The 23,235-nt window shown below is 65.7% G+C and carries 20 protein-coding genes; 13 read left to right on the plus strand and 7 right to left on the minus strand.

Features of this window, described 5'->3' with window-relative positions; all coding sequences use genetic code 11:
* The first annotated feature begins 129 nt into the window (after positions 1-129).
* The 4 genes from ACIPG5_RS12045 to ACIPG5_RS12060 all read left to right on the plus strand — a co-directional run bounded on the left by ACIPG5_RS12045 (position 130) and on the right by ACIPG5_RS12060 (position 4,495).
* Positions 130-1,386, plus strand: a complete 1,257-nt coding sequence (locus ACIPG5_RS12045; RefSeq protein WP_286914497.1) for an ATP-binding protein — start codon at positions 130-132, stop codon at positions 1,384-1,386.
* Complete coding sequence (locus ACIPG5_RS12050; protein WP_016391130.1) at positions 1,386-1,946, plus strand: response regulator transcription factor; 561 nt, start codon at positions 1,386-1,388, stop codon at positions 1,944-1,946. Before ACIPG5_RS12045 ends, ACIPG5_RS12050 begins: the two co-directional genes overlap by 1 nt.
* A 191-nt stretch (positions 1,947-2,137) precedes the next feature.
* Positions 2,138-3,079 (plus strand): AEC family transporter, encoded by a 942-nt coding sequence (locus ACIPG5_RS12055; RefSeq protein WP_401375179.1) that lies wholly within the window; start codon positions 2,138-2,140, stop codon positions 3,077-3,079.
* A gap of 54 nt (positions 3,080-3,133) precedes the next feature.
* Positions 3,134-4,495, plus strand: a complete 1,362-nt coding sequence (locus ACIPG5_RS12060) for an amino acid permease (RefSeq protein ID WP_401375182.1) — start codon at positions 3,134-3,136, stop codon at positions 4,493-4,495.
* Positions 4,496-4,606: 111 nt separating this feature from the next.
* On the opposite strand, the gene ACIPG5_RS12065 is transcribed toward ACIPG5_RS12060, so the two are convergent.
* The 6 genes from ACIPG5_RS12065 to gatC form a co-directional block, all read right to left on the minus strand.
* The gene (locus ACIPG5_RS12065; protein ID WP_236193540.1) at positions 4,607-4,978 is read right to left on the minus strand and encodes a carboxymuconolactone decarboxylase family protein; all 372 of its coding nucleotides are present in this window, start codon (positions 4,976-4,978) and stop codon (positions 4,607-4,609) included.
* Between the two features lie 10 nt (positions 4,979-4,988).
* On the minus strand, positions 4,989-6,032 hold the full coding sequence (locus ACIPG5_RS12070; RefSeq protein WP_286914501.1) for a calcium/sodium antiporter: 1,044 nt from the start codon (positions 6,030-6,032) through the stop codon (positions 4,989-4,991).
* A gap of 61 nt (positions 6,033-6,093) precedes the next feature.
* Entirely contained in the window at positions 6,094-6,468 is a 375-nt protein-coding gene (locus ACIPG5_RS12075) for a septal ring lytic transglycosylase RlpA family protein (protein WP_176517454.1), read from the minus strand.
* A gap of 130 nt (positions 6,469-6,598) precedes the next feature.
* Entirely contained in the window at positions 6,599-8,044 is a 1,446-nt protein-coding gene (gene gatB / locus ACIPG5_RS12080; RefSeq protein ID WP_176517453.1) for an Asp-tRNA(Asn)/Glu-tRNA(Gln) amidotransferase subunit GatB, read from the minus strand.
* A gap of 11 nt (positions 8,045-8,055) precedes the next feature.
* Complete coding sequence (gene gatA, locus ACIPG5_RS12085) at positions 8,056-9,507, minus strand: Asp-tRNA(Asn)/Glu-tRNA(Gln) amidotransferase subunit GatA (RefSeq protein WP_176517452.1); 1,452 nt, start codon at positions 9,505-9,507, stop codon at positions 8,056-8,058.
* 15 nt (positions 9,508-9,522) lie between these two features.
* Positions 9,523-9,810: an Asp-tRNA(Asn)/Glu-tRNA(Gln) amidotransferase subunit GatC gene (gatC, locus tag ACIPG5_RS12090; RefSeq protein WP_176517451.1), complete on the minus strand. Its 288-nt coding sequence runs from the start codon at positions 9,808-9,810 to the stop codon at positions 9,523-9,525.
* A 204-nt stretch (positions 9,811-10,014) separates the two neighbouring features.
* On the opposite strand from gatC, the gene mreB reads away from it, so the two are divergent.
* From mreB to tldD, 8 genes are all read left to right on the plus strand, one after another.
* Positions 10,015-11,052 (plus strand): rod shape-determining protein MreB, encoded by a 1,038-nt coding sequence (gene mreB / locus ACIPG5_RS12095; RefSeq protein ID WP_003255163.1) that lies wholly within the window; start codon positions 10,015-10,017, stop codon positions 11,050-11,052.
* A 162-nt stretch (positions 11,053-11,214) separates the two neighbouring features.
* Positions 11,215-12,246 (plus strand): rod shape-determining protein MreC, encoded by a 1,032-nt coding sequence (mreC, locus tag ACIPG5_RS12100; protein WP_401375216.1) that lies wholly within the window; start codon positions 11,215-11,217, stop codon positions 12,244-12,246.
* A complete protein-coding gene (mreD, locus tag ACIPG5_RS12105; RefSeq protein WP_176517450.1) occupies positions 12,246-12,734 on the plus strand; it encodes a rod shape-determining protein MreD in 489 nt (162 codons plus the stop codon). The genes mreC and mreD overlap by 1 nt, the downstream gene beginning before the upstream one ends.
* 33 nt (positions 12,735-12,767) lie before the next feature.
* A complete protein-coding gene (locus ACIPG5_RS12110; RefSeq protein ID WP_401375189.1) occupies positions 12,768-13,364 on the plus strand; it encodes a Maf family protein in 597 nt (198 codons plus the stop codon).
* A gap of 70 nt (positions 13,365-13,434) precedes the next feature.
* Positions 13,435-14,892: a ribonuclease G gene (rng, locus tag ACIPG5_RS12115; protein ID WP_176517448.1), complete on the plus strand. Its 1,458-nt coding sequence runs from the start codon at positions 13,435-13,437 to the stop codon at positions 14,890-14,892.
* 82 nt (positions 14,893-14,974) lie between these two features.
* On the plus strand, positions 14,975-18,790 hold the full coding sequence (locus ACIPG5_RS12120; protein ID WP_401375193.1) for a YhdP family protein: 3,816 nt from the start codon (positions 14,975-14,977) through the stop codon (positions 18,788-18,790).
* Positions 18,791-18,804: 14 nt separating this feature from the next.
* The gene (locus ACIPG5_RS12125; protein ID WP_401375196.1) at positions 18,805-19,656 is read left to right on the plus strand and encodes a carbon-nitrogen hydrolase family protein; all 852 of its coding nucleotides are present in this window, start codon (positions 18,805-18,807) and stop codon (positions 19,654-19,656) included.
* Positions 19,657-19,658: 2 nt separating this feature from the next.
* Positions 19,659-21,098, plus strand: a complete 1,440-nt coding sequence (tldD, locus tag ACIPG5_RS12130) for a metalloprotease TldD (protein ID WP_401375199.1) — start codon at positions 19,659-19,661, stop codon at positions 21,096-21,098.
* A 44-nt stretch (positions 21,099-21,142) separates the two neighbouring features.
* Here the strand turns inward: tldD and yjgA are convergent, their stop codons facing one another.
* Entirely contained in the window at positions 21,143-21,664 is a 522-nt protein-coding gene (gene yjgA / locus ACIPG5_RS12135) for a ribosome biogenesis factor YjgA (protein WP_176517444.1), read from the minus strand.
* A gap of 108 nt (positions 21,665-21,772) precedes the next feature.
* Here yjgA and pmbA point away from each other — a divergent pair, with 108 nt between their 5' ends.
* Positions 21,773-23,119, plus strand: a complete 1,347-nt coding sequence (pmbA, locus tag ACIPG5_RS12140; protein ID WP_401375202.1) for a metalloprotease PmbA — start codon at positions 21,773-21,775, stop codon at positions 23,117-23,119.
* The last annotated feature ends 116 nt before the right edge of the window (positions 23,120-23,235 follow it).

A 23,235-nucleotide genomic window follows, 5' to 3' on the forward strand; every position in this document is an offset into this window, starting at 1 on the left:
GTGTAGTGGGTTCAAAAGTGCCATCATGAACCTGTGTCAAAGTGTGGCGGTTTGCCGCATCGCTGCAGTGAGGGGCCTGGCTTCGGTATACTCCAGCCGATTTTTCTGGAGCACTCATCAGGAGAGCTCATGCTCGCCGCCGTACAACCGCTGTCTGCAACTCGCCAGAACCTCTGGCGCCTGACCGTCATCCGCGTGCTGGTCCTGGCCGCCCAGGCCGGCTCCGTGGGCGTGGCCTACTGGACCGAACTGCTGCCGCTGCCGTGGCTGTCGCTGGCCGCCACCCTGGCGCTGTCGTCCTTGCTGTGCGCCTTCACGGCGCTGCGCCTGCGCCTGTCGTTGCCGGTCACCGAACTCGAATACGCCCTGCAACTGGCCTGCGACCTGCTGATCCACAGTGCCCTGCTTTATTACTCCGGCGGCTCGACCAACCCGTTCGTGTCCTACTACCTGGTGCCGCTGGCGATTGCCGCGGTGACCTTGCCCTGGCTGTATTCGCTGATTCTTTCCGGCATCGCCCTGACCCTCTACAGCCTGTTGCTGGTGCAGTTCTACCCGCTCGAAGGGCTGCCGATGGCGCGCGACAAGATGCAGGTCTACGGCATGTGGCTGAGCATTGCCCTGGCCGCCGCAGTGATCACCTTCTTCGCCGCGCGCATGGCCGAGGAGCTGCGCCGCCAGGAGCAACTGCGTTCGGAGCGCCGCGAAGAAAGCCTGCGCGACGAACAGCTGCTGGCCGTGGCCACCCAGGCCGCCGGTGCAGCCCACGAGCTGGGTACGCCGCTGGCGACCATGAGCGTGCTGCTCAACGAAATGCGCCAGGACCACCCCGATCCGCTGCTGCAGGAAGACCTGCAGATCCTTCAGGACCAGGTCAAGCTGTGCAAGGAAACCCTGCAGCAACTGGTGCGCGCCGCCGAGGCCAACCGCCGCCTGGCGATCGTCGAGCAGGACGTCACCGCCTGGCTCGATGAGGCGCTCAACCGCTGGCACCTGATGCGCCCGGAGGCCAGCTACCGCTTCCAGCGCCTGCGCGACGGCCAGGTGCCGCGCCTGACGCCGCCGCCCGACCTGACTCAGGCGCTGCTCAACCTGCTGAACAATGCCGCCGATGCCTGCCCCGATGACCTGGAAGTGCGCCTGGACTGGGACGCCCACGACATCGTCATCAGCATCCGTGACCATGGCCCCGGCGTGCCGCCGGCCATCGCCGAAGCAATCGGCAAACCCTTCATTACCACCAAGGGCAAAGGCTTCGGCCTGGGCCTGTTCTTGAGCAAGGCCAGCGTGACCCGTGCGGGCGGTTCGGTGAAACTCTATAGTCATGAACAGGGTGGCACCCTGACCGAATTGCGCCTGCCCCATGGCAAGCGAGGAGATGAATGATGAGCGAAGAAAACCAGGTCGAAGGCGAAGAGCTGCCGCACCTGCTGCTGGTGGATGACGATGCCACTTTCACCCGAGTGATGGCCCGGGCCATGAGCCGCCGCGGTTTCCGCGTGAGCACGGCGAGCTCCGCCGAGGAGGGGCTGATCCTGGCCCAGCAGGACCTGCCGGACTACGCCACGCTGGACTTGAAGATGGAAGGTGACTCGGGCCTGGTGCTGCTGCCCAAGCTGCTGGAGCTGGACCCGGAAATGCGCGTGGTGATCCTGACCGGTTACTCGAGCATTGCCACCGCGGTCGAGGCGGTCAAGCGTGGCGCCTGCAACTACCTGTGCAAGCCGGCGGACGCTGACGATGTGCTGGCGGCGTTGCTCTCCGAGCACACCGACCTGGATACCCTGGTGCCGGAAAACCCGATGTCGGTGGACCGCCTGCAGTGGGAACACATCCAGCGGGTGCTGAACGAGCACGAGGGCAATATCTCTGCCACCGCGCGGGCGCTGGGCATGCACCGCCGGACCTTGCAGCGCAAGCTGCAGAAGCGCCCGGTTCGGCGCTGAAATCGGCGTCGCCTTCATCGCCGGCAAGCCGGCTCCCACACAGATCATCGCTGTCCTTGTGGGAGCCGGCTTGCCGGCGATGGGGCCGGTACAGACCGAAATCGCTTTAAATTGCAGCCGATCCCGCAACTCCTGACGCGTTGACGTATCATTAGCCCCCCTGACGGCAACCCTCCCAGGATCGCTTGCGCATGCTCGCCCTTCTCATCCAGACGCTGAACATCACGGCGCCCGTCTTCGCCATGCTGTTCATGGGCGTACTGCTCAAACGCATCAACCTGATCGACGACAACTTCAACCGAGTCGCCTCCAAGCTGGTGTTCAACGTGTGCATGCCGGCGCTGCTGTTCCTCGGCATCTATCACGCCGACCTGGCCAGCGCGGTCAAACCCGGCGTGATCTTCTATTTCATCGCCGTGACCCTGCTCGGTTTCGCAGCCGCCTGGGGCCTGGCCATCTGGCGTTGCCCCGAGGCTGACCGGGGCATCTACACCCAAGGTGCGTTTCGCGGCAACAACGGCGTGATCGGCCTGGCCCTGGCCGCCAGCCTGTACGGCGACTACGGTATCTCCCTGGGCGCGGTGCTCGCTGGCCTGGTGATCCTCATGTACAACTCGCTGTCGGCGGTGGTGCTGGCGGTGTACAGCCCGGATCTGAAGTCCGACCCGTGGAGCATCTGCAAGAGCATCCTCAGCAACCCATTGATCATCAGCGTGCTGGTGGCCACGCCCATGGCCTACGGCCAGGTGCCGCTGCCCAACTGGCTGCTCACCTCGGGCGACTACCTGGCGCAGATGACCTTGCCGCTGGCGCTGATCTGCATTGGTGGCACCCTGTCGCTGGCGGCGCTGCGCGACAGTGGCAAGCTGGCCATCGATGCCAGCCTGGTGAAGATGGTCTGGCTGCCGCTGGTTGGCACCCTCGGCGCCTGGCTCTGCGGTTTTCGCGGGGCCGAGCTGGGCATCCTGTTCCTCTACATCGGCAGCCCGACCGCGGCGGCCAGCTACGTGATGGCGCGCGCCGCCAATGGCAACCACGAGCTGGCGGCGTCGATCATCGTGATAACTACGCTAATGGCGGCGATCACCACCAATATTGGCATTTTCATCTTGCAGTGGGGCGGATGGATCTAGATCCTTCACTGCAACAACACAACAACATCGCCTCACTGAGCTAAAGGACACTTCATGCAAGACCAGAGCACGCCCGAGCGCTTGCAGCGCGGGCTGAAGAATCGCCATATCCAGCTGATCGCGCTGGGCGGGGCCATCGGCACCGGGTTGTTCCTGGGCATCGCCCAGACCATCCAGCTGGCCGGCCCCTCCGTTTTGCTGGGCTATGCCGTGGCTGGCCTGATGGCCTTCCTGATCATGCGCCAGCTTGGCGAGATGGTGGTCGAGGAGCCGGTCGCCGGCAGCTTCAGCCACTTCGCCCACCAGTACTGGAGCGAGTTCGCAGGCTTCGTCTCGGGCTGGAACTACTGGGTGGTGTACGTGCTGGTCGGCATGGCCGAGCTCACGGCCGTGGGCATCTACGTGCAGTACTGGGGGCCGGAATTCCCCACCTGGGCCACGGCGGCGATCTTCTTCGTGGTGATCAACCTCATCAACCTGACCCAGGTGAAGGTCTACGGCGAGATGGAGTTCTGGTTCGCCCTGGTCAAGGTGGTGGCCATCGTCAGCATGATCGGCTTCGGTGCCTGGCTGCTGGGCAGCGGCCATGGCGGCCCGGATGCCAGCGTGGCCAACCTGTGGCAGTACGGCGGGTTCTTCCCCAATGGCGTCACCGGCCTGGTGATGGCCCTGGCGGTGATCATGTTCTCCTTCGGCGGCCTGGAGCTGGTGGGCATCACCGCTGCCGAGGCGGACAACCCGCGCCACAGCATCCCCAAGGCCACCAACCAGGTGGTGTACCGCATCCTGATCTTCTACATCGGTGCCCTGGCGGTGCTGCTGTCGCTGTACCCCTGGCAGAAGGTGGTGCAGGGTGGCAGCCCGTTCGTGATGATCTTCCACGAGCTGGACAGCGACCTGGTGGCGACCATCCTCAACGTCGTGGTGCTGACCGCCGCGCTGTCGGTGTACAACAGCTGCGTGTACGCCAACAGCCGCATGCTGTTCGGCCTGGCCAGCCAGGGCGATGCGCCGCGCCAGCTGCTCAAGGTCAGCCGCAGCGGTGTGCCGCTGACGGCATTGGGCGTGTCGGCATTCGCCACGGGCATGTGCGTGCTGATCAACTACCTGATGCCGGGTGAGGCGTTCGGCCTGTTGATGGCGCTGGCGGTGTCGGCGCTGGTGATCAACTGGGCGAGCATCAGCATTACCCACCTGAAGTTCCGCAAGGCCAAGCTGGCGGCGGGTATCAAGCCGTTCTACCAGAGCTGGGGGCACCCGTTCACCAACTACCTGTGCCTGGCGTTCATCGTGCTGATTCTGGTGGTGATGTACCTGACCCCGCCGATTCGCATCTCGGTGATGCTGATTCCGGGGTGGATTGCCGTGCTTTACGTCGCCTTCCGCCTGAAGAAAGCTCGGCAGGCCAAGGGCTGAGTCTTTTCCGGCCCTATCGCCGGCAAGCCGGCTCCCACAGGGATCAGCAGCGCTGCGGTCAACGTGGGAGCCGGCTTGCCGGCGATAAGGCCAGTACTGGCCACCGATCGTTCAAGCCTGGTAACTGTCGATCACTTCCTGCGCGGCCCTGAACGCATCGATCGCCGCCGGCACCCCCGCATACACGGCGCAATGCAGTAGCGCCTCGCGAATCTCCTCCACCGTACAGCCATTGTTCAACGCACCGCGCACATGGCCCTTGAGCTCTTGCGGGCACTTGAGTGCCGTCAGCGTGGCCAGGGTGATCAGGCTGCGGGTTTTCAGCGGCAGGCCCTCACGCGCCCAGACACTGCCCCAGGCGTGCTGGTTGACGAAGTCCTGCAGCGGTTGGGTGAACTCGGTGGCGTTGCCCAGGGCGCGGTCGACGAATGCGTCGCCCATGACCTGGCGGCGAATCTGTTCGCCAGTGTTGTTTTCAGCCATGTTGTTTTCCTTAGTGTTGGCGGCGCCAGGCGCGCACCGTGGTGAACAGCAACACCACGCCGAGCACTGGCAGGACATAGAACAGCATCAACCGCTCCAGGCGGCCGGCCAGCGGCATGCCCATGGTAAAGGCCGCCACGTGCAGGCCGTAGGCCAGGTACAGGCACAGGAACACCAGCCCTTCGGCGCGGGTGATGCGGTAGCCGGAGTAGAACACCGGCAGGCTCAGGGCGGCGACGCCGAGCATCACCGGCAGGTCGAAGCCCAGGGCATTGGGGGAAATGGTCAGCGTCTCGGGAGTGATCAGCGCGGTCAGGCCCAGCACCCCCAGCAGGTTGAACAGGTTGCTGCCGATCACCGTGCCCACGGCGATTTCCCGCTCGCCGCGCAGGGCGGCGATCAGCGCCGCGGCGAGTTCGGGCATCGAGGTACAGACCGCGACCACGGTCAGGCCGATGATGCGCTCGGACAGGCCCAGGTCGGTCGCCACTTCCACCGCGGCTTCGAGCAGCAGGTGGCCGGCCAGGCTCAGCAAGCCGAGGCCGCACAGCACCTGCAGCAGGGTGCCGGACCAGAAGCGTGCCGGGCTGCTGCTGAGCGGGCGCGGGGCGGGGTAGGTGCGGGCGTAGTGGCGCGACTGGTGCCAGAGCATGCCCAGGTAGCCCAGCAGGCCCAGCAACAACAGCAAGCCCTCCAGCCGGCCCAGGTGGCCGTTGGCGGCCAGGGCGTAGACCAGCGCGCTGGCAAGGATCATCAGCGGGATGTCCAGGCGCACCAGTTGGCGTGAGACCCGCAGCGGGATGATCAGCGCCGCCAGGCCGAGGATCACCAGCACGTTGAAGATGTTGCTGCCGATCACGCTGCCCACGGCCACGTCGGGCGCGCCCTGGTAGGCCGCCTGCAGGCTCACGGTCAGTTGCGGCGCGGTACTGCCGAACGCCACCAGGCTCAGGCCGATGATCAGCGGCCGCACATGCAGGCGCAGGGCCAGGCGCAGGGCGGCGCGCACCATCAGTTCGGCGCCGGCCACCAGCAACAGCAGGGCCAGGCCCAGTTGCAGGAGGCTGAAGGTGGGGAGGGTGGCCAGGTCGAAAATGGTCGGGGCTCCAGTGGTGTCAGTCGCTCAGACCTTGTACCCGGACGCGCGCCGTTCCGCTACGGAGCATGCCGATTTTTTCTGCGGCTGCGCGTGACAGGTCGATCAGCCGGCCACGCGTGTGCGGGCCGCGGTCGTTGATGCGCACGACCACGCTGCGTTGGTTGGCAAGGTTGGTGACCAGCACGCGGCTGCCAAAGGGCAGGCTGCGGTGGGCGGCGGTCAGGCCGTGCTGGTTGAAGGCTTCGCCGCTGGCGGTGCGTTTGCCGTGGTGGCGCGAGCCGTAATAGGAGGCGGTACCGGTTTCGTTGTAACCGCGGGGGTCGATGTCGTGGCTGGCGCAGCCGGCCAGGAAGGAGAACAGGGCCAGGGTGCCGAGGGATCGTTTTAGCAAGGTGATGCTCCGGTGCTGCTGTTGGGGCTGCTGTGCGGCCCATCGCGGATGAATCCGCTCCTACAGGTGTGTGTTTGTAGGAGCAGATTCATCCGCGATCGAGGGCAAAGCCCTCGCCGCGTTTTTCAGCTCACCCTTCGAGCTTGGCCTTGAGCAATTGGTTCACCTGCCCCGGGTTGGCCTTGCCTTTGGACGCCTTCATCGCCTGGCCGACGAAGAAGCCGAACATCTTGCCCCGCTTGGCCTCGTCGGCGGCGCGGTACTGTTCGACCTGCTCGGCATTGGCGGCGAGCATCTCGTCGAGCATCTTGTCGATCGCACCGGTGTCGGTGACCTGCTTGAGGCCACGGCTTTCGATGATGCTGTCGGCATCGCCTTCACCGGCGGCCATGGCCTCGAACACGGTCTTGGCGATCTTGCCGCTGATGGTGTTGTCGCGAATGCGCTGCAACATGCCACCCAGCTGCGCGGCGGTTACCGGCGCCTGGTCGATCTCGATGCCCAGCTTGTTGAGCAGGCTGCCCAGCTCGACCATCACCCAGTTGGCCGCAAGCTTGGCATCGCCACCGATCTTCACCACCTCTTCGAAGTAGTCCGCCTGCTCGCGGCTGGAGGCCAGCACGTTGGCGTCGTAGGCCGACAGGCCGTACTGGCTCTGGAAGCGCTCGACTTTTTGCGGCGGCAGCTCCGGCAGGCCGGCGCGGATGGTTTCGAGGAAGCTGTCCTCGATGACCACCGGCAGCAGGTCCGGGTCGGGGAAGTAACGGTAGTCGTTGGCTTCCTCCTTGCTGCGCATGGAGCGGGTCTCGTCCTTGTTCGGGTCGTACAGGCGGGTTTCCTGGACCACCTTGCCGCCGTCCTCGATCAGCTCGATCTGGCGCTGGATCTCGCTGTTGATGGCGCGCTCGATGAAGCGGAACGAGTTGACGTTCTTGATCTCGCAGCGGGTGCCGAACTCGGCCTGGCCTTTCGGGCGGATCGAGACGTTGCAGTCGCAACGCAGCGAGCCTTCGGCCATGTTGCCGTCGCAGATGCCCAGGTAGCGCACCAGGGCGTGGATCGCCTTGACGTAGGCCACGGCTTCCTTGGCGCTGCGCATGTCCGGCTCGGAGACGATTTCCAGCAGCGGCGTGCCGGCGCGGTTCAGGTCGATGCCGGTGGAGCCGCTGAAGTCTTCGTGCAGGCTCTTGCCGGCGTCTTCTTCAAGGTGCGCGCGGGTCACGCCGATGCGTTTGATGGTGCCGTCTTCCAGGGCGATGTCCAGGTGGCCCTTGCCGACGATCGGCAGGTCCATCTGGCTGATCTGGTAGCCCTTGGGCAGGTCCGGGTAGAAGTAGTTCTTGCGCGCGAACACGTTGCGCTTGCCGATCTCGGCGTCGATCGCCAGGCCGAACATGCAGGCCATGCGCACGGCTTCCTGGTTCAGCACCGGCAGTACGCCGGGCATGCCCAGGTCAACCAGGCTGGCCTGGGTGTTCGGCTCGGAGCCGAAGGTGGTGGCGCTGCCGGAGAAGATCTTCGACTGGGTGGCCAGCTGGGTGTGAATTTCCAGCCCGATCACAACTTCCCATTGCATGTGTGAATTCCTCAGAAGCCGTTGGGGGCGCGGGTGTGCCAGTCGGTGACTTGCTGGTAGCGGTGCGCGACGTTGAGCAGGCGGCCTTCCTGGAAGTACGGGGCCAGCAGCTGCACGCCGACCGGCAGGCCATCGACGAAGCCGGCTGGCATCGACAGGCCCGGCAGGCCCGCCAGGTTGGCGGTGATGGTGTAGACGTCTTCAAGGTAGGCGGCGACCGGGTCGCTGCTCTTGGCGCCAAGCTTCCAGGCCGGGTTCGGCGTGGTCGGGCCGAGGATCAGGTCGACGCCCTCGAAGGCGGCCATGAAGTCGTTCTTGATCAGGCGGCGAATCTGCTGCGCCTTGACGTAGTAGGCATCGTAGTAGCCGGCCGACAGGGCGTAGGTGCCGACCATGATGCGCCGCTGCACTTCGGCACCGAAGCCTTCGCCACGGGAGCGCTTGTACAGGTCGGTGAGGTCCTTGGGCTCTTCGCAGCGGTAGCCGAAGCGCACGCCGTCGAAACGCGACAGGTTGGAGGAGGCTTCTGCCGGCGCGATCACGTAGTACGCCGGGATGGCGTGCTGCATGTTCGGCAGGCTGATTTCCTTGACCACCGCGCCGAGCTTTTCCAGCTCCTTGACGCTGGCCTGCACCCGTTCGGCGATGCGCGGGTCGAGGCCGGCGCCGAAGTATTCCTTCGGCAGGCCGATGCGCAGGCCCTGCAGCGAGGCGTTGAGGTTGGCGCTGTAGTCCGGCACCGGCTCGTCGATGCTGGTGGAGTCCTTGGTGTCGAAGCCGGCCATGCCTTGCAGCAGCAGCGCGCAGTCTTCGGCAGTGCGGGCCAGCGGGCCGCCCTGGTCGAGGCTCGAGGCGTAGGCGATCATGCCCCAGCGCGAAACACGACCGTACGTCGGTTTCAGGCCGGTGAGGTTGGTCAGCGCAGCCGGCTGGCGGATCGAGCCGCCGGTGTCGGTGCCGGTGGTGGCCGGCAGCAGGCGCGCGGCCACGGCCGCGGCGGAGCCACCGGACGAGCCGCCAGGCACGTGCTCGAGGTTCCACGGGTTCTTCACCGCGCCGTAGTGGCTGGATTCGTTGGCCGAACCCATGGCGAACTCGTCCATGTTGGTCTTGCCCAGGGTGACCATGCCGGCTTCGGCCAGCTTGGCAACCACGGTGGCATCATACGGCGCCTTGAAGTTGTCGAGCATCTTCGAGCCGCAGCTGGTGCGCACGCCCTGGGTGCAGAACAGGTCCTTGTGGGCGATGGGGGCACCCAGCAGCGCGCCGGCTTCGCCAGCGGCGCGACGGGCGTCGGCGGCACGGGCCTGGCCCAGGGCCAGCTCCTCGGTGACGCTGATGAAGCTGTTGAGTTGCGGGTCGAGCTGCTTGATGCGCGCCAGCAGCGCGCCGGTCAGCTCTTCGGAGGAAAACGACTTGTCGGCGAGTCCGCGGGCGATCTCGGCCAGGGTCAATTGATGCATGGCAGGCTCTATCCCTTACTCGATGACTTTCGGAACCAGGTACAGACCGCTTTCGGTCGAGGGTGCGATGGCCTGGTAGGCCTCGCGCTGGTTGCTTTCGGTGACCTGGTCCGGACGCAGGCGCTGGCTGGCCTCCAGCGGGTGGGCCAGGGGCTCGATGCCGGTGGTGTCGACCGCTTGCATCTGGTCGACCAGGCCGAGAATGCTGTTCAGGGCGTCGGTAATGCGTGGCAGTTCGCCTTCATTCAGGCCCAGGCGGGCCAGATGGGCGATCTTTTCCACGTCGCAGCGTTCAAGCGCCATGGGAATCTCCAGGGGAAACAAAGAACGGAAAAGGGTCCGCGATGAGGAACATGTCAGCTTTCTGGCGGTCATACGGCCGCGATCATCGGCTGGCATGCTCGGAAAAACGACCAATTTAACATATTGGCTCCTTGCCCAAAATCCCTGCCATTGTTAGAGTTTGCCGCACTTTTTTACCCACGCTTTCCCCAGGGTCACTTTCCCATGTTCAAGAAACTGCGTGGCATGTTTTCCAGCGATCTGTCCATCGACCTGGGTACTGCCAACACCCTTATTTACGTGCGTGAGCGCGGTATCGTCCTGAATGAGCCCTCGGTTGTTGCCATCCGTACCCACGGCAACCAGAAAAGCGTCGTGGCCGTCGGTACCGAAGCCAAGCGCATGCTGGGCCGCACGCCTGGCAACATTGCTGCCATTCGTCCGATGAAGGACGGCGTCATCGCCGACTTCAGCGTTTGTGAAAAAATGTTGCAGTACTTCATCAACAAGGTTCACGAAAACAGCTTCCTGCAGCCCAGCCCTCGCGTGCTGATCTGCGTGCCGTGCAAGTCGACCCAGGTAGAGCGCCGCGCCATTCGCGAGTCGGCCCTGGGTGCCGGTGCCCGTGAAGTGTTCCTGATCGAAGAACCGATGGCCGCTGCCATCGGTGCCGGCCTGCCGGTCGAGGAAGCGCGTGGCTCGATGGTCGTCGACATCGGCGGTGGTACCACCGAAATCGCCCTGATCTCGCTCAACGGCGTGGTCTACGCCGAGTCCGTGCGTGTGGGCGGCGACCGTTTCGACGAAGCCATCGTCACCTACGTGCGCCGCAACTACGGCAGCCTGATCGGCGAATCCACCGCCGAGCGCATCAAGCAGGAAATCGGCACCGCCTACCCAGGCGGCGAAGTGCGCGAAGTCGACGTGCGCGGCCGTAACCTGGCCGAGGGCGTACCACGCGCCTTCACCCTGAACTCCAACGAAGTGCTCGAAGCGCTGCAGGAGTCGCTGGCGACCATCGTTCAGGCGGTCAAGAGCGCCCTGGAGCAATCGCCGCCGGAGCTGGCCTCCGACATCGCCGAGCGCGGCCTGGTGCTGACCGGTGGTGGCGCGCTGCTGCGCGACCTGGACAAGCTGCTGGCCCAGGAAACCGGCCTGCCGGTGATCGTTGCCGAGGACCCGCTGACCTGCGTCGCCCGTGGCGGCGGTCGCGCCCTGGAAATGATGGACAAGCACGCGATGGACCTGCTCTCGAGCGAGTGATCTGCGCCGCTTTCCAGTGCCCGGTTTACAGGTAGCACGCGCAGTGCTACCTGTATGCGCTGGGCTGGCGTCCTTCCGGGCGTCGTTTCCGTCAACCCGCAACCAGGCTGGTGCGTTGTCCCATGTCCAATGACCTCCTGAGTCGTCCACGAGGAACGGCCCATTAAACCGCTTTTCTCCAAGGGCCCCTCGCTGGGCGTTCGCCTGCTCGTTCTGGTAGTCATGTCGGTCGCGTTGATGGTTGTCGACGCGCGCTTCGACGTGCTCAAGCCCGTGCGCAGCCAGATGGGCCTGGTGCTGATGGAGTCGTACTGGATCACCGACCTGCCGCAACGTGCGTGGCAAGGTGTGGCCGGCCAGTTCGGCAGCCGTACCGAACTGATCGCCGAGAACGAAAAGCTCAAGACCGAAGCCCTGCTGCTGCAGGGGCGCCTGCAGAAGCTGGCGGCCCTGACCGAGCAGAACGTGCGCCTGCGCGAGTTGCTCAACTCTTCGGCGCTGGTCAATGAAAAGGTCGAAGTGGCCGAGCTGATCGGTGTCGACCCCAACCCGTTCACCCACCGCATCCTGATCAACAAGGGCGAGCGCGACGGCGTGTTCCTCGGCCAGCCGGTGCTCGATGCCCGCGGCCTGATGGGCCAGGTGGTCGAGCTGATGCCGTACACCTCGCGGGTGCTGCTGCTCACCGACACCACCCATAGCATCCCGGTGCAGGTCAACCGCAACGGCCTGCGCGCCATCGCCAGCGGTACCGGCAACCCGGAACGCCTGGAGCTGCGCCATGTGGCGGACACCGCCGACATCAAGGAAGGCGACCTGCTGGTGAGCTCCGGCATGGGCCAGCGCTTCCCGGCCGGCTACCCGGTGGCCACGGTCAACGAAGTGATCCACGACTCCGGCCAGCCTTTCGCCATCGTTCGCGCCATTCCCACCGCCGCGCTCAACCGCAGCCGCTACATGCTGCTGGTGTTCAGCGACCGGCGCACGCCGGAGCAGCGCGCCACCGAAGCGGCGATTGCCCAGGAAGAAGCTGACCGCAAGGGCGCGACGAACCCGGCCCAGCCAGCCGCCAATGGCGATCAGGCCGCGCCGGCCAGTACCCCGGCCCCCGCTGCCGGGGCACCTGCTCCCGCCGCTGCGCCCGCCAGCCCGGCGCCGGCGCCCGCGGCACCTGCTCACCCACGGAGGCAATGATGGCCAAGTCGCGCCGTAACCACGGTTGGGTCATCTGGCTGACGTTCGCCATCGGCCTGCTGCTCAGCGTTTCCCCCATGCCGCAGTTCCTCGAAGTGTTCCGGCCCATGTGGCTGGCGCTGCTGGTGTCGTTCTGGACCCTCATGGTGCCGAACAAGGTGGGCATGACCACCGCGTTCGTGCTCGGCCTGGCCGAGGATGTGCTGTATGGCACGCTGCTGGGGCAGAACGCCCTGATCCTGACCCTGATCACCTTCCTGGTGCTGTCCCTGCAGCAGCGCCTGCGCATGTTCCCGATGTGGCAGCAGAGCCTGGTGATCCTGGTGATCTTCGGCATCGCCCAGCTGATCCAGCTGTGGCTCAGCGCGCTCACCGGCAACCGCCTGCCGACCCTGGCGCTGGTCTGGTCGGCGGTCATCAGCGCCTTGCTCTGGCCCTGGATCAGTTTCGCCCTGCGCGACCTGCGCCGGCGCTTGCATATCAACTGACGGCGCTGGCGCCACTGACAGGGAGATGTCTGCATGAACCCGCTTTACCTGGCCTCCGGCTCCCCCCGTCGGCGTGAACTGCTGACCCAGATCGGCGTGCCGTTCACCCCTGTCAGTGCCCCCATCGATGAAACCCCGCTGCCCGGCGAAAGCGCCGAGGCCTACGTCGAGCGCCTGGCCGTGGCCAAGGCCGAGGCCGGCCTTGCCAGCCTGGGCGCCCCGGCGCTAACGCTTGGCGCAGACACGGCGGTGGTGCTCGATGGTCGTATTCTCGGCAAGCCGGAAAACCGCGAACATGCCCTGGCCATGCTGGCCGAGCTGTCTGGCCGCGCGCATCAGGTGCTGACCGCCGTCGCAGTGAGCGATGGCCAGCGCTGCCAGAGCCTGTGTGTCGCCAGCAACGTGCGCTTTCGCCCCATCAGCCCTGCAGAAGCCGAACGCTACTGGGCCAGTGGCGAGCCGGCGGACAAGGCCGGCGGCTATGCCATCCAGGGCCTGGGGGCGGTATTCGTCACCGGGCTTGAAGGAAGCTATTCGGCGGTGGTCGGCCTGCCCTTGAGTGAAACGGCCGAACTGCTCGGCCAATTCGGTATCGCCTGCTGGCAGGTACCGGCGCTTTGCCAGAGGTAATAGAAACCAGCGGTGGCCAGCCTGGCACGCGCGATCCATCATTAGCGAAGACCTTTGACGAGAGCCTGCCATGAGTGAAGAGATCCTGATCAACATCACCCCGATGGAATCACGTGTGGCGGTGGTGGAAAACGGGGTGCTGCAGGAAGTGCACGTCGAGCGCACCCTGCGCCGCGGCATCGTCGGCAATATCTACAAAGGCAAGGTGGTGCGCGTGCTGCCGGGCATGCAGGCGGCGTTCGTCGACATTGGCCTCGAGCGCGCGGCGTTCATCCATGCCTCGGAAATTTCCCAGCGCGAAGGCTCGGCGGTGGAGACCATCACTGCCCTGGTGCATGAGGGCCAGGCGCTGGTGGTGCAGGTCACCAAGGACCCGATCGGCACCAAGGGCGCACGCCTGACCACCCAGCTGTCGATTCCCTCGCGCTACCTGGTGTACATGCCGCGCAGCAGCCATGTCGGTATTTCCCTGAAGATCGAAGATGAAGCCGAGCGCGAGCGCCTCAAGCAGGTGGTCAGCGACTGCATCAACAACGAGAACATCAAGGACGCCGGTGGTTTCATCCTGCGCACCGCCGCCGAAGGCGCGCGTGCCGAAGAGATCCTCCAGGACATCCGCTACCTGCGCCGCCTGTGGGAGCAGATCGGCAGCCAGATCCAGACCTGCGGCGCACCCACCGTCATCTACGAAGACCTGGGCCTGGCCCTGCGTACCCTGCGCGACCTGGTCAACCCGAAAATCGAGAAAATCCGCATCGACTCGCGGGAAACCTTCCAGAAAACCACGCAGTTCGTCGGCGAATTGATGCCGGAGATTGCCGACCGTCTGGAACATTACCCCGGCGAGCGCCCAATTTTTGACTTGTATGGGGTCGAGGACGAAATCCAGCGCGCCCTGGAGCGCAAGGTGCCGCTCAAGTCGGGTGGCTACCTGGTGGTCGACCCGGCCGAGGCGATGACCACCATCGACGTCAACACCGGCGCCTTCGTTGGCCATCGCAACCTTGAAGAGACCATCTTCAAGACCAACCTCGAAGCGGCCACCGCCATTGCCCGGCAACTGCGCCTGCGCAACATCGGCGGCATCATCATCATCGACTTCATCGACATGGAAGACGAAGAGCATCAGCGCCAGGTGCTGCGCACCCTGGAAAAGCAGCTCGAACGCGACCATGCCAAGACCAACATCATCGGCATCACCGAGCTGGGCCTGGTGCAGATGACCCGCAAGCGCACCCGCGAAAGCCTCGAACAGGTGCTGTGCGAGCCCTGCGTCGCCTGCCAGGGCCGCGGCAAGCTGAAGACCCCGGAAACCATCTGTTACGAAATCTTCCGCGAGATCCTCCGCGAAGCCCGCGCCTACCAGGCAGAGGGCTACCGGGTGCTGGCCAACCAGAAGGTGGTGGACCGCCTGCTCGATGAAGAATCGGGCAACGTGGCCGAGCTTGAAACCTTCATCGGTCGAACCATTCGCTTCCAGGTCGAGTCGATGTACTCGCAGGAACAATACGATGTGGTGCTGCTCTGAGGCTTTCTGACGCACGCCACATGATGGCCGGGCTGGCAAAAGCGGTACCAGCAGCCATCATGGATAAACGAATCGGAGGGCCATGGCCATGGGACGTCTGACCCGCGTTCTTGTCGCCTTGACCCGCTGGGGCCTGGGTATCTGCGCCCTGTTGGCGGTGCTGGTGGCGTTGTACGTCAGCCTAGGGCGCGAGTTGGTGCCGCTGGTGGCCGAATACCGCGCCGACGTCGAGGCCAAGGCCGAACAGGCCTTGGGCCTGCCGGTGCATGTGGGCGCCCTGGAAGGCCGCTGGAGTGGCCTGGCCCCGGTGCTCAGCGTGCGTGACCTGCAACTGGGCGACGGCGCCTCGGCCTTGCGCCTCGATGAGGTCAAGCTGGTGCCCGACCTGTGGGCCAGCCTGACTTCGCGCGAGGTGCGCCTGGCGCATATCCAGCTCGCTGGCCTGCAACTGATCCTGCGTGAAGACGAGCAGGGCGCCTGGGCCCTCGAAGGCTTGCCGAAGAAAGACGACGCGCCACTGGACCCGGCCGAGCTGCTCGAGCGCCTGCGCCAGCTGGGGCGCATCGATGTGTTCGACAGCCAGGTAACGCTGCAGCCCTGGCAGCGCGACCCGCTGACCCTCACCTATGTAAGCCTCGGCCTCAAGGCCGGCGCCTCGCGCCAGGCCCTGGACCTGCGTGCGACACTGCCCGACGGCCAGCCCCTGGCGGTCAACCTGCGCAGCCGGGCCACGGCCAGCAATTGGCGTGACGGCGAGGCCCAGGTTTACCTGAGCCTGCCGCAGAGCGACTGGGCGAGCTGGCTGCCGCCGCGCCTGCTTGGCCAGTGGCAGGCCCAGGCGCTGCGTGCCGGTGGCGAATTCTGGGTTGACTGGAGCAAAGGCCAACTGCAACAGGCCGTGGTGCGCCTCAACGCGCCCCAGCTGCGCGGTGCCTACACCGGGCGCAAGGCCGTGACCCTGGATAACCTGGCGCTGTCGGCGTGGTTCCAGCGCCAGGCGCAAGGTTTCGATGTGGTCGTCGATTCGCTGGCCACCAACATCGGCAAGACCCGTTGGGAGTCTCACCTGCAGCTGCGCCAGCGGCCAGGCGCCGAACCTGCGGCTGAAAGCTGGCAGGTGCAGGCTGACCGCCTCGACCTGACCCCACTGACCCCGCTGATCGATGCCCTGGCTCCGCTGCCGGAGAAACTCATTACCGTGGTCGATGCCTTGAAGGTCACAGGTGCCCTGCGCAATGTGCAACTCGAGGTGCGGCCCAAGGCCGAAGGCGACCAGCGCCTGCAGTTTGCGGCGAACCTGGAGAAGGTGGGCTTCGATGCCTATCACGGTGCGCCGGCCGCCGGCAATGTCAGCGGCAGCATCAGTGGTGACCTCGGGCATGGCGAACTGCGCCTGGATACCGATGCCTTCATGCTGCACCTGTACCCGATCTTCGCCAAACCCTGGCACTACGAGAAAGCCAATGCGCGCCTGACCTATGCCCTGGACAAGGACGGCTTCACCCTGATCGCTCCGTACCTGAAGGTGTTGGGCGAGGAGGGCAAGATCGCCGGCGATTTCCTGATTCGCCTGCTGTTCGCCGAAGGCACCGAGAGCTACATGGACCTGCGTGTGGGCCTGACCGAAGGCGACGGCCGCTACACCGCCAAGTACCTGCCCGAGGTGCTCAGCCCGGCACTCGACGAGTGGCTGCGCAGCGCCATCGTCAAAGGCAATGTCGACCAGGGCTACTTCCAGTACCAGGGCTCGCTCAACCATGGCGCGACGCCTGAGTCGCGCAGCATCAGCCTGTTCTTCAAGGTGCATGACGCGGCCTTGGACTTCCAGCCGGGCTGGCCCCAGGTGCAGCATGTCGATGGCGATGTGCTGATCGAGGACAGCGGTGTGCGCATCAAGGCCAGCAAGGGCCTGCTGCTCGATACCAAGGTCAGTGACGTCACCGTCAATATCCCCCACGTCGAGGGCAACGAGCACAGCCACCTGTTCCTCGACGGCCGCTTCGACGGCAGCCTCGGCGACGGCCTGAAGATTCTCAAAGAGGCGCCGATCGGCACGGGCGAGATCTTTGCCGGCTGGGAAGGCGAAGGGCCGCTCAAGGGCAAGGTCAAGCTCGACATCCCCCTGGCCCACGGCGAGCGGCCGAAAGTGCAGGTGGACTTCGCCACGTCCGACGCGCGCCTGAAGGTGGCGCCACCCACCTTGGAGCTGAGCCGCCTGAAGGGCGATTTCAGCTTCGATTTCGACAAGGGGCTCAGCGGCAAGAACATTGCCCTGCAGGCGTTCGGCAAGCCGGTGACCGCGCAGATCACCGCCGAAGGCCAGGGCGGGCAGATGCAGACTCGCATCAATGCCAACGGCCAGGTAGCGCTCAAGGCCCTGACCGAGTGGCTGCAGTTCAAGCAGGCGCTGCCCGCCTCGGGCGAGCTGCCCTACCAGTTGCAGGTCAACCTGGGCAGCCGTGACAACAGCCTGAGCGTCAATTCTTCGCTCAAGGGCCTGGCCATCGACCTGCCGGCCCCCTTCGGCAAGGCCGCGCAAGAAACCCGCAACACCCGTTTCGGCATGAACCTGCAAGGCCAGGAGCGGCGCTTCGATGCGGCCTACGACGACCTTGCCCGGTTTGCCTATGCCGCGCCGCCCGACAAGCTCGGCCAGGGCCGTGGCGAGTTGCTGCTGGGCGCCGGCACCGCGCAACTGCCCGCCAGCCAGGGCCTGCGCGTGCGCGGGCGGCTGGACAAACTGGACCTGGCGCCCTGGCAGGAGCAGGCATCGCGCCTGGCGGGCGACGACCCGGGCGGCAATGCCCGGCAGAACCTGCAGAGCGTCGACCTGAGCATCGGCCAGCTCAAAGCCTTTGGCATGGACCTGAACCAGGCAGTGGTGCGCCTGGCGCGCAGTGGCCCGGCCTGGGACCTGCGCCTGGACAGCAAGGAAGTGATCGGCAATGCCCGGTTGCCGGATGCCAAGGCCGCGCCGCTGACCGTGCGGCTGCAGACCTTACGCCTGCCTGCCGCCGACCCTGCACAGGCGCAAGCCGAGGAAGGCCCTGACCCGCTGGCCACATTCGACCCGCGCAAGGTGCCGGCGCTGGACCTGAGCATCGACAAGCTGTACCGCGGCAACGACCTGTTCGGCAGTGCAGCCCTGAAGCTGCGCCCGACCGCGCGCGGTGTGGCCGCGCAGGATGTCCAGCTGGACTTCAAGGGGCTGCAGGTCGACGGCGGCGGCGGCTGGGAGGGCACCCCCGGCGCCACCAGCAGCTGGTACAAAGGCCGCCTGAAAGGCAAGAACCTGGCCGATGTGCTCAAGGGCTGGGGCTTCGCCCCTACCGTGACCAGCCGCGATTTCCGCCTGGACGTGGATGGCCGCTGGCCCGGTTCGCCGGCCTGGGTCGGCCTGAAGCGCTTCTCGGGCAGCATGGATGCGGCGTTGAACAGCGGCCAGTTCGTCGAAGTGGAGGGCAGCGCCCAGGCCCTGCGCGTGTTCGGCCTGCTCAACTTCAACTCGATCGGCCGCCGGCTGCGCCTGGACTTCTCCGACCTGTTCGACAAGGGCCTGGCCTACGACCGGGTCAAAGGCTTGCTGGTGGCCAGCAACGGGGTCTACGTGACCCGCGAGCCGATCACCGTGACCGGGCCATCGAGCAATTTCGAGCTCGATGGCACCCTGGACATGGTTCGTGACCGAGTCGATGCCAACCTGCAGGTGACTCTGCCTGTGACCAACAACCTGCCCCTGGCAGCGCTGATCGTGGGCGCGCCGGCGGTCGGCGGGGCGCTGTTCCTGGTCGACCGGCTGATCGGCGACCGGGTATCGCGCTTTGCCAGCGTGCACTATCGCGTCGAAGGGCCGTGGAAAGAGCCTAGAATCACCTTTGTGAAACCCTTCAACAAGTAGTCCCGGGAGTGCCCATGAAGGCAGCGGTTATCCAGATGGTCAGCCAGGACGATGTGCTGGCCAACCTGCAGCGGGCGGGTGCTCTGCTTGAACAGGCGGCCTTCGGCGGCGCCCGGCTGGCGGTGCTGCCCGAGAACTTCGCGGCCATGGGCCGCAAGGACGCCGCCGCCATCGGCCGTGCCGAAGCCATGGGCGAGGGGCCGATACTGCCCTGGTTGAAACGCACCGCCCGCGACCTCAGATTATGGATAGTTGCCGGCACCTTGCCGTTGCCGCCCGAAGGTCGGCCCGAGGCCAAGGCCCATGCCTGCTCGTTGCTGATCGACGAACACGGTGAGGTGGCGGCGCGTTATGACAAGCTGCACCTGTTCGACGTCGATGTGGCCGACAACCGCGGCCGCTACCGTGAGTCCGACGACTACGCCCACGGCGCCCAGGTGGTGGTGGCCGATACGCCAGTCGGGCGCGTGGGGCTCAGCGTCTGCTACGACTTGCGCTTCCCCGAGCTGTACAGCGCCCTGCGCGGCGCCGGCGCGGAACTGATCACGGCACCTGCCGCGTTCACTGCGGTCACAGGGGCAGCGCACTGGGAAGTGCTGATTCGCGCCCGCGCCATCGAGACCCAGTGCTATGTGCTGGCGGCGGCCCAGGGCGGCACCCACCCCGGCCCGCGGGAAACCCACGGGCAAGCGGCGATCATCGACCCCTGGGGGCGGATCGTTGCCGAACAGGCGCGCGGCGAGGCGGTATTGATCGCCGCGCGCGACCCTGACGAACAAGCGTCCATACGGGCGCGCATGCCGGTGGTTTCGCACCGGCGCTTTTTCTCGCAGGACGCCTTGCGCCCTGCGCACACCTCGGAGTGACTATGAGCCAGATGTTATCCACCGTCAGCGAGCAGCTCCTGGCCCCAGGCGGACTGACCCTGGACAGCCTGCAGGCTGTGCTGGGCGAGTTGGCCGGCCCGGGCATCGACGCCGCCGACCTGTATTTCCAGGGCCAGATTTCGGAAACCTGGGCGCTGGAGGACGGCATCGTCAAGGAAGGCAGCTTCAACCTCGACCAGGGCGTGGGCGTGCGTGCCCAGTCGGGTGAAAAGACCGGTTTCGCCTACAGCAACGCGATCAACCTCGAGGCGCTGACCTCGGCGGCACGCGCTGCGCGTTCGATTTCCCGTGCGGGCCAGAACGGCAAGGTGCAGGCCTTCCGCAGCCAGGACGTGACGGCCCTGTATGCGCCCGATAACCCGCTGGATGTGCTCAGCCGCGCCGAGAAGGTCGAGCTGCTCAAGCGCGTGGACGCCGCCACCCGTGCGCTGGACCCGCGCATCCAGCAGGTCAGCGTGAGCATGGCCGGGGTCTGGGAGCGCATCCTGATTGCTGCCGCCGACGGCAGCCTGGCGGCCGATGTGCGGCCGCTGGTGCGTTTCAATGTCAGCGTCATCGTCGAGCAGAACGGCCGTCGCGAGCGCGGTGGGCAGGGCGGTGGCGGGCGTACCGACTACCGCTTCTTCACCGAAGAGAAGGTCATGGGTTACGCCCGCGAAGCGCTGCGCCAGGCGCTGGTGAACCTGGAAGCGATCCCGGCGCCGGCGGGCACCCTGCCAGTGGTGCTGGGTTCGGGCTGGTCGGGCGTGCTGCTGCACGAGGCCGTGGGCCATGGCCTGGAAGGTGACTTCAACCGCAAGGGCAGCTCGGCGTTCAGTGGCCGCCTGGGTGAGAAAGTGGCATCGAGCCTGTGCACCATCGTCGACGATGGCACCCTCGAAGGCCGCCGTGGTTCGCTGAGCGTGGACGACGAAGGTACCCCCACCGAATGCACCACGCTGATCGAGAACGGCATTCTCAAGGGCTACATGCAGGACAAGCTCAACGCCCGCCTGATGGGCATGGCCGTGACCGGCAACGGCCGCCGCGAATCCTACGCGCACCTGCCGATGCCGCGCATGACCAACACCTACATGCGCGCCGGTGAAAGCGACCCGCAGGAGATCATCGCCTCGGTGAAGAAGGGCATCTACTGCGCCAACCTCGGCGGCGGCCAGGTGGACATCACCAGCGGCAAGTTCGTGTTTTCAACCAGCGAGGCCTACCTGATCGAGGACGGCAAGATCACTGCCCCGGTCAAGGGCGCGACCCTGATCGGCAACGGGCCTGAGGCCATGAGCCGGGTATCGATGGTCGGCAGCGACCTGGCGCTGGACAGTGGCGTGGGGACGTGTGGCAAGGATGGTCAGTCGGTGCCCGTGGGCGTTGGCCAGCCGACCTTGAAGCTGGATGCGATCACCGTCGGCGGTACCGGCGCGTGATGGCTGCACCGGGGCTGCGCGAATGGCAGCCCCGGAGCTTGCCGTCAGCGCAGGCCGCGCTGAATTTCGTCGAGGTCGCGGATGTACTTGAACACCTTGCGCGCAGCGGCGGGCGGTTTGTTCCGCGCTTTTTCGTGCTGGGCATGGCGGATCAGCGAACGCAGCTGCTGGCGGTCGGTGTCGGGGTACTCGTTGACGAAGCGCTCGAGGTCTTCGTCATTGCCGTCGATCAGGCGGTCGCGCCAGCGTTCCAGGCTGTGGAAGCGCTCGTTGTACTGGCGGCTGGAGCTGTCGATCTGCTCGAGCACCGCATGGATGGCGTCCAGGTCCTGGTCGCGCATCAGCTTGCCGACAAACGACATGTGGCGTTTGCGTGCGCCGTGGGCGGTGTGCTTGCTGGCCTCGGCCAGGGCCTTGCGCAGCTCGTCGGTCAGCGGCAGGCGCGCCAGGGTATCGGCCTTGACCGTGGTCAGGCGCTCGCCGAGTTCGACCAGCGCATGCAGCTCGCGCTTGATCTGGGTTTTGCTTTTTTCGCCGTCGAAGGCGTCGTCGTATGAATCAACCATGGTGGCAGTCCGCTAGAAATCGCCGCCATGATAACCAGTCGGGGGCCGCTTGTCCGGCCCGGTCGTAGAATGACCCTTGCCGAACGCAGAATTTGAGTGGAGAAAACCATGAGTGCAGTCCAGAGCGTAGGCCCCAGGGACCTGCCAGCGTTGCAGGAGCAGGTCGAAGCGATCGTCGCCGAGGCGCGCCGGCAGGGTGCCAGCGCCTGTGAGGTGGCGGTATCGCTGGAGCAGGGCCTGTCCACCACGGTGCGCCAGCGCGAAGTCGAAACGGTCGAGTTCAATCGCGACCAGGGCTTTGGCATCACCCTCTATGTCGGCCAGCGCAAGGGCTCGGCCAGTACCTCGGCCAGTGGCCCGGAGGCGATTCGCGAAACCGTGGCCGCCGCCCTCGCCATTGCCAAGCACACCTCCGAGGACGAATGCGCAGGCCTTGCCGATGCGGCGTTGATGGCCCGCGAGATTCCCGACCTCGACCTCTACCATGACTGGGACATCGAGCCGGAAAAGGCCATCGAGATGGCGCTGGCCTGCGAGGCTGCGGCGTTCGACGCCGATCCGCGCATTCTCAATGCCGATGGCACCACCTTGAACACCCACCAGGGTTGCCGGGTATACGGCAACAGCCACGGGTTCATCGGCGGTTACGCCTCTACCCGGCACAGCCTGAGCTGCGTGATGATCGCCGAGGGCGACGGGCAGATGCAGCGCGACTACTGGTACGACGTGAACCGCCAGGGCAACCTTTTGGCCGACCCGCGCAGCATCGGCCAGCGCGCAGCCCTGCGCGCGGCGAGCCGCCTCGGCGCCCGCCCGGTGCCGACCTGCGAGGTGCCGGTGCTGTTCTCCGCCGAGCTGGCGGGTGGTTTGTTCGGCAGCTTCCTCTCGGCCATCTCTGGCGGCAACCTGTACCGCAAGTCGTCGTTCCTCGATGGTGCGATGGGGCAACGCCTGTTCCCCAGCTGGCTGACCCTCGACGAACGCCCGCATATCCCTCGCGCGCTGGGCAGCGCCGCCTTCGACGGCGATGGGCTGGCGACCTATGCCAAGCCGTTCGTCGACAAAGGCGAGCTGGTGTCCTACCTGCTGGGCACCTATTCGGGGCGCAAGCTGGGCCTGCCAAGCACGGCGAATGCCGGTGGCGTGCATAACCTCTACGTCACCCATGGCGTGGAAGACCAGGCGGCGCTGATTCGTCGCATGGGGCGCGGACTGCTGGTGACCGAGTTGATGGGGCATGGGCTGAACATGGTGACCGGCGACTATTCGCGCGGTGCGGCGGGGTTCTGGGTCGAGAATGGCGAGATTCAGCACGCTGTTCAGGAAGTGACCATTGCCGGCAACATGAAGGACATGTTCCAGCAGATAGTCGCGATTGGCAGCGATCTTGAGACACGCAGCAACATTCACACAGGGTCGGTGCTGATCGAGCGGATGACCGTCGCCGGTAGCTGATGCTTCATCTGTACCGGCCTCTTCGCGGGGCAAGCCCGCTTGTGTCTGCATGAGGGGATAAGATCTAGAGTGAGAGCGGTGAATGGCAAGCTGTTAGCCCGAGGTGCCTTGAGCAC

It is taken from the genome of Pseudomonas sp. NPDC087029, from assembly GCF_044745345.1.
Taxonomy (GTDB): domain Bacteria; phylum Pseudomonadota; class Gammaproteobacteria; order Pseudomonadales; family Pseudomonadaceae; genus Aquipseudomonas; species Aquipseudomonas faucium.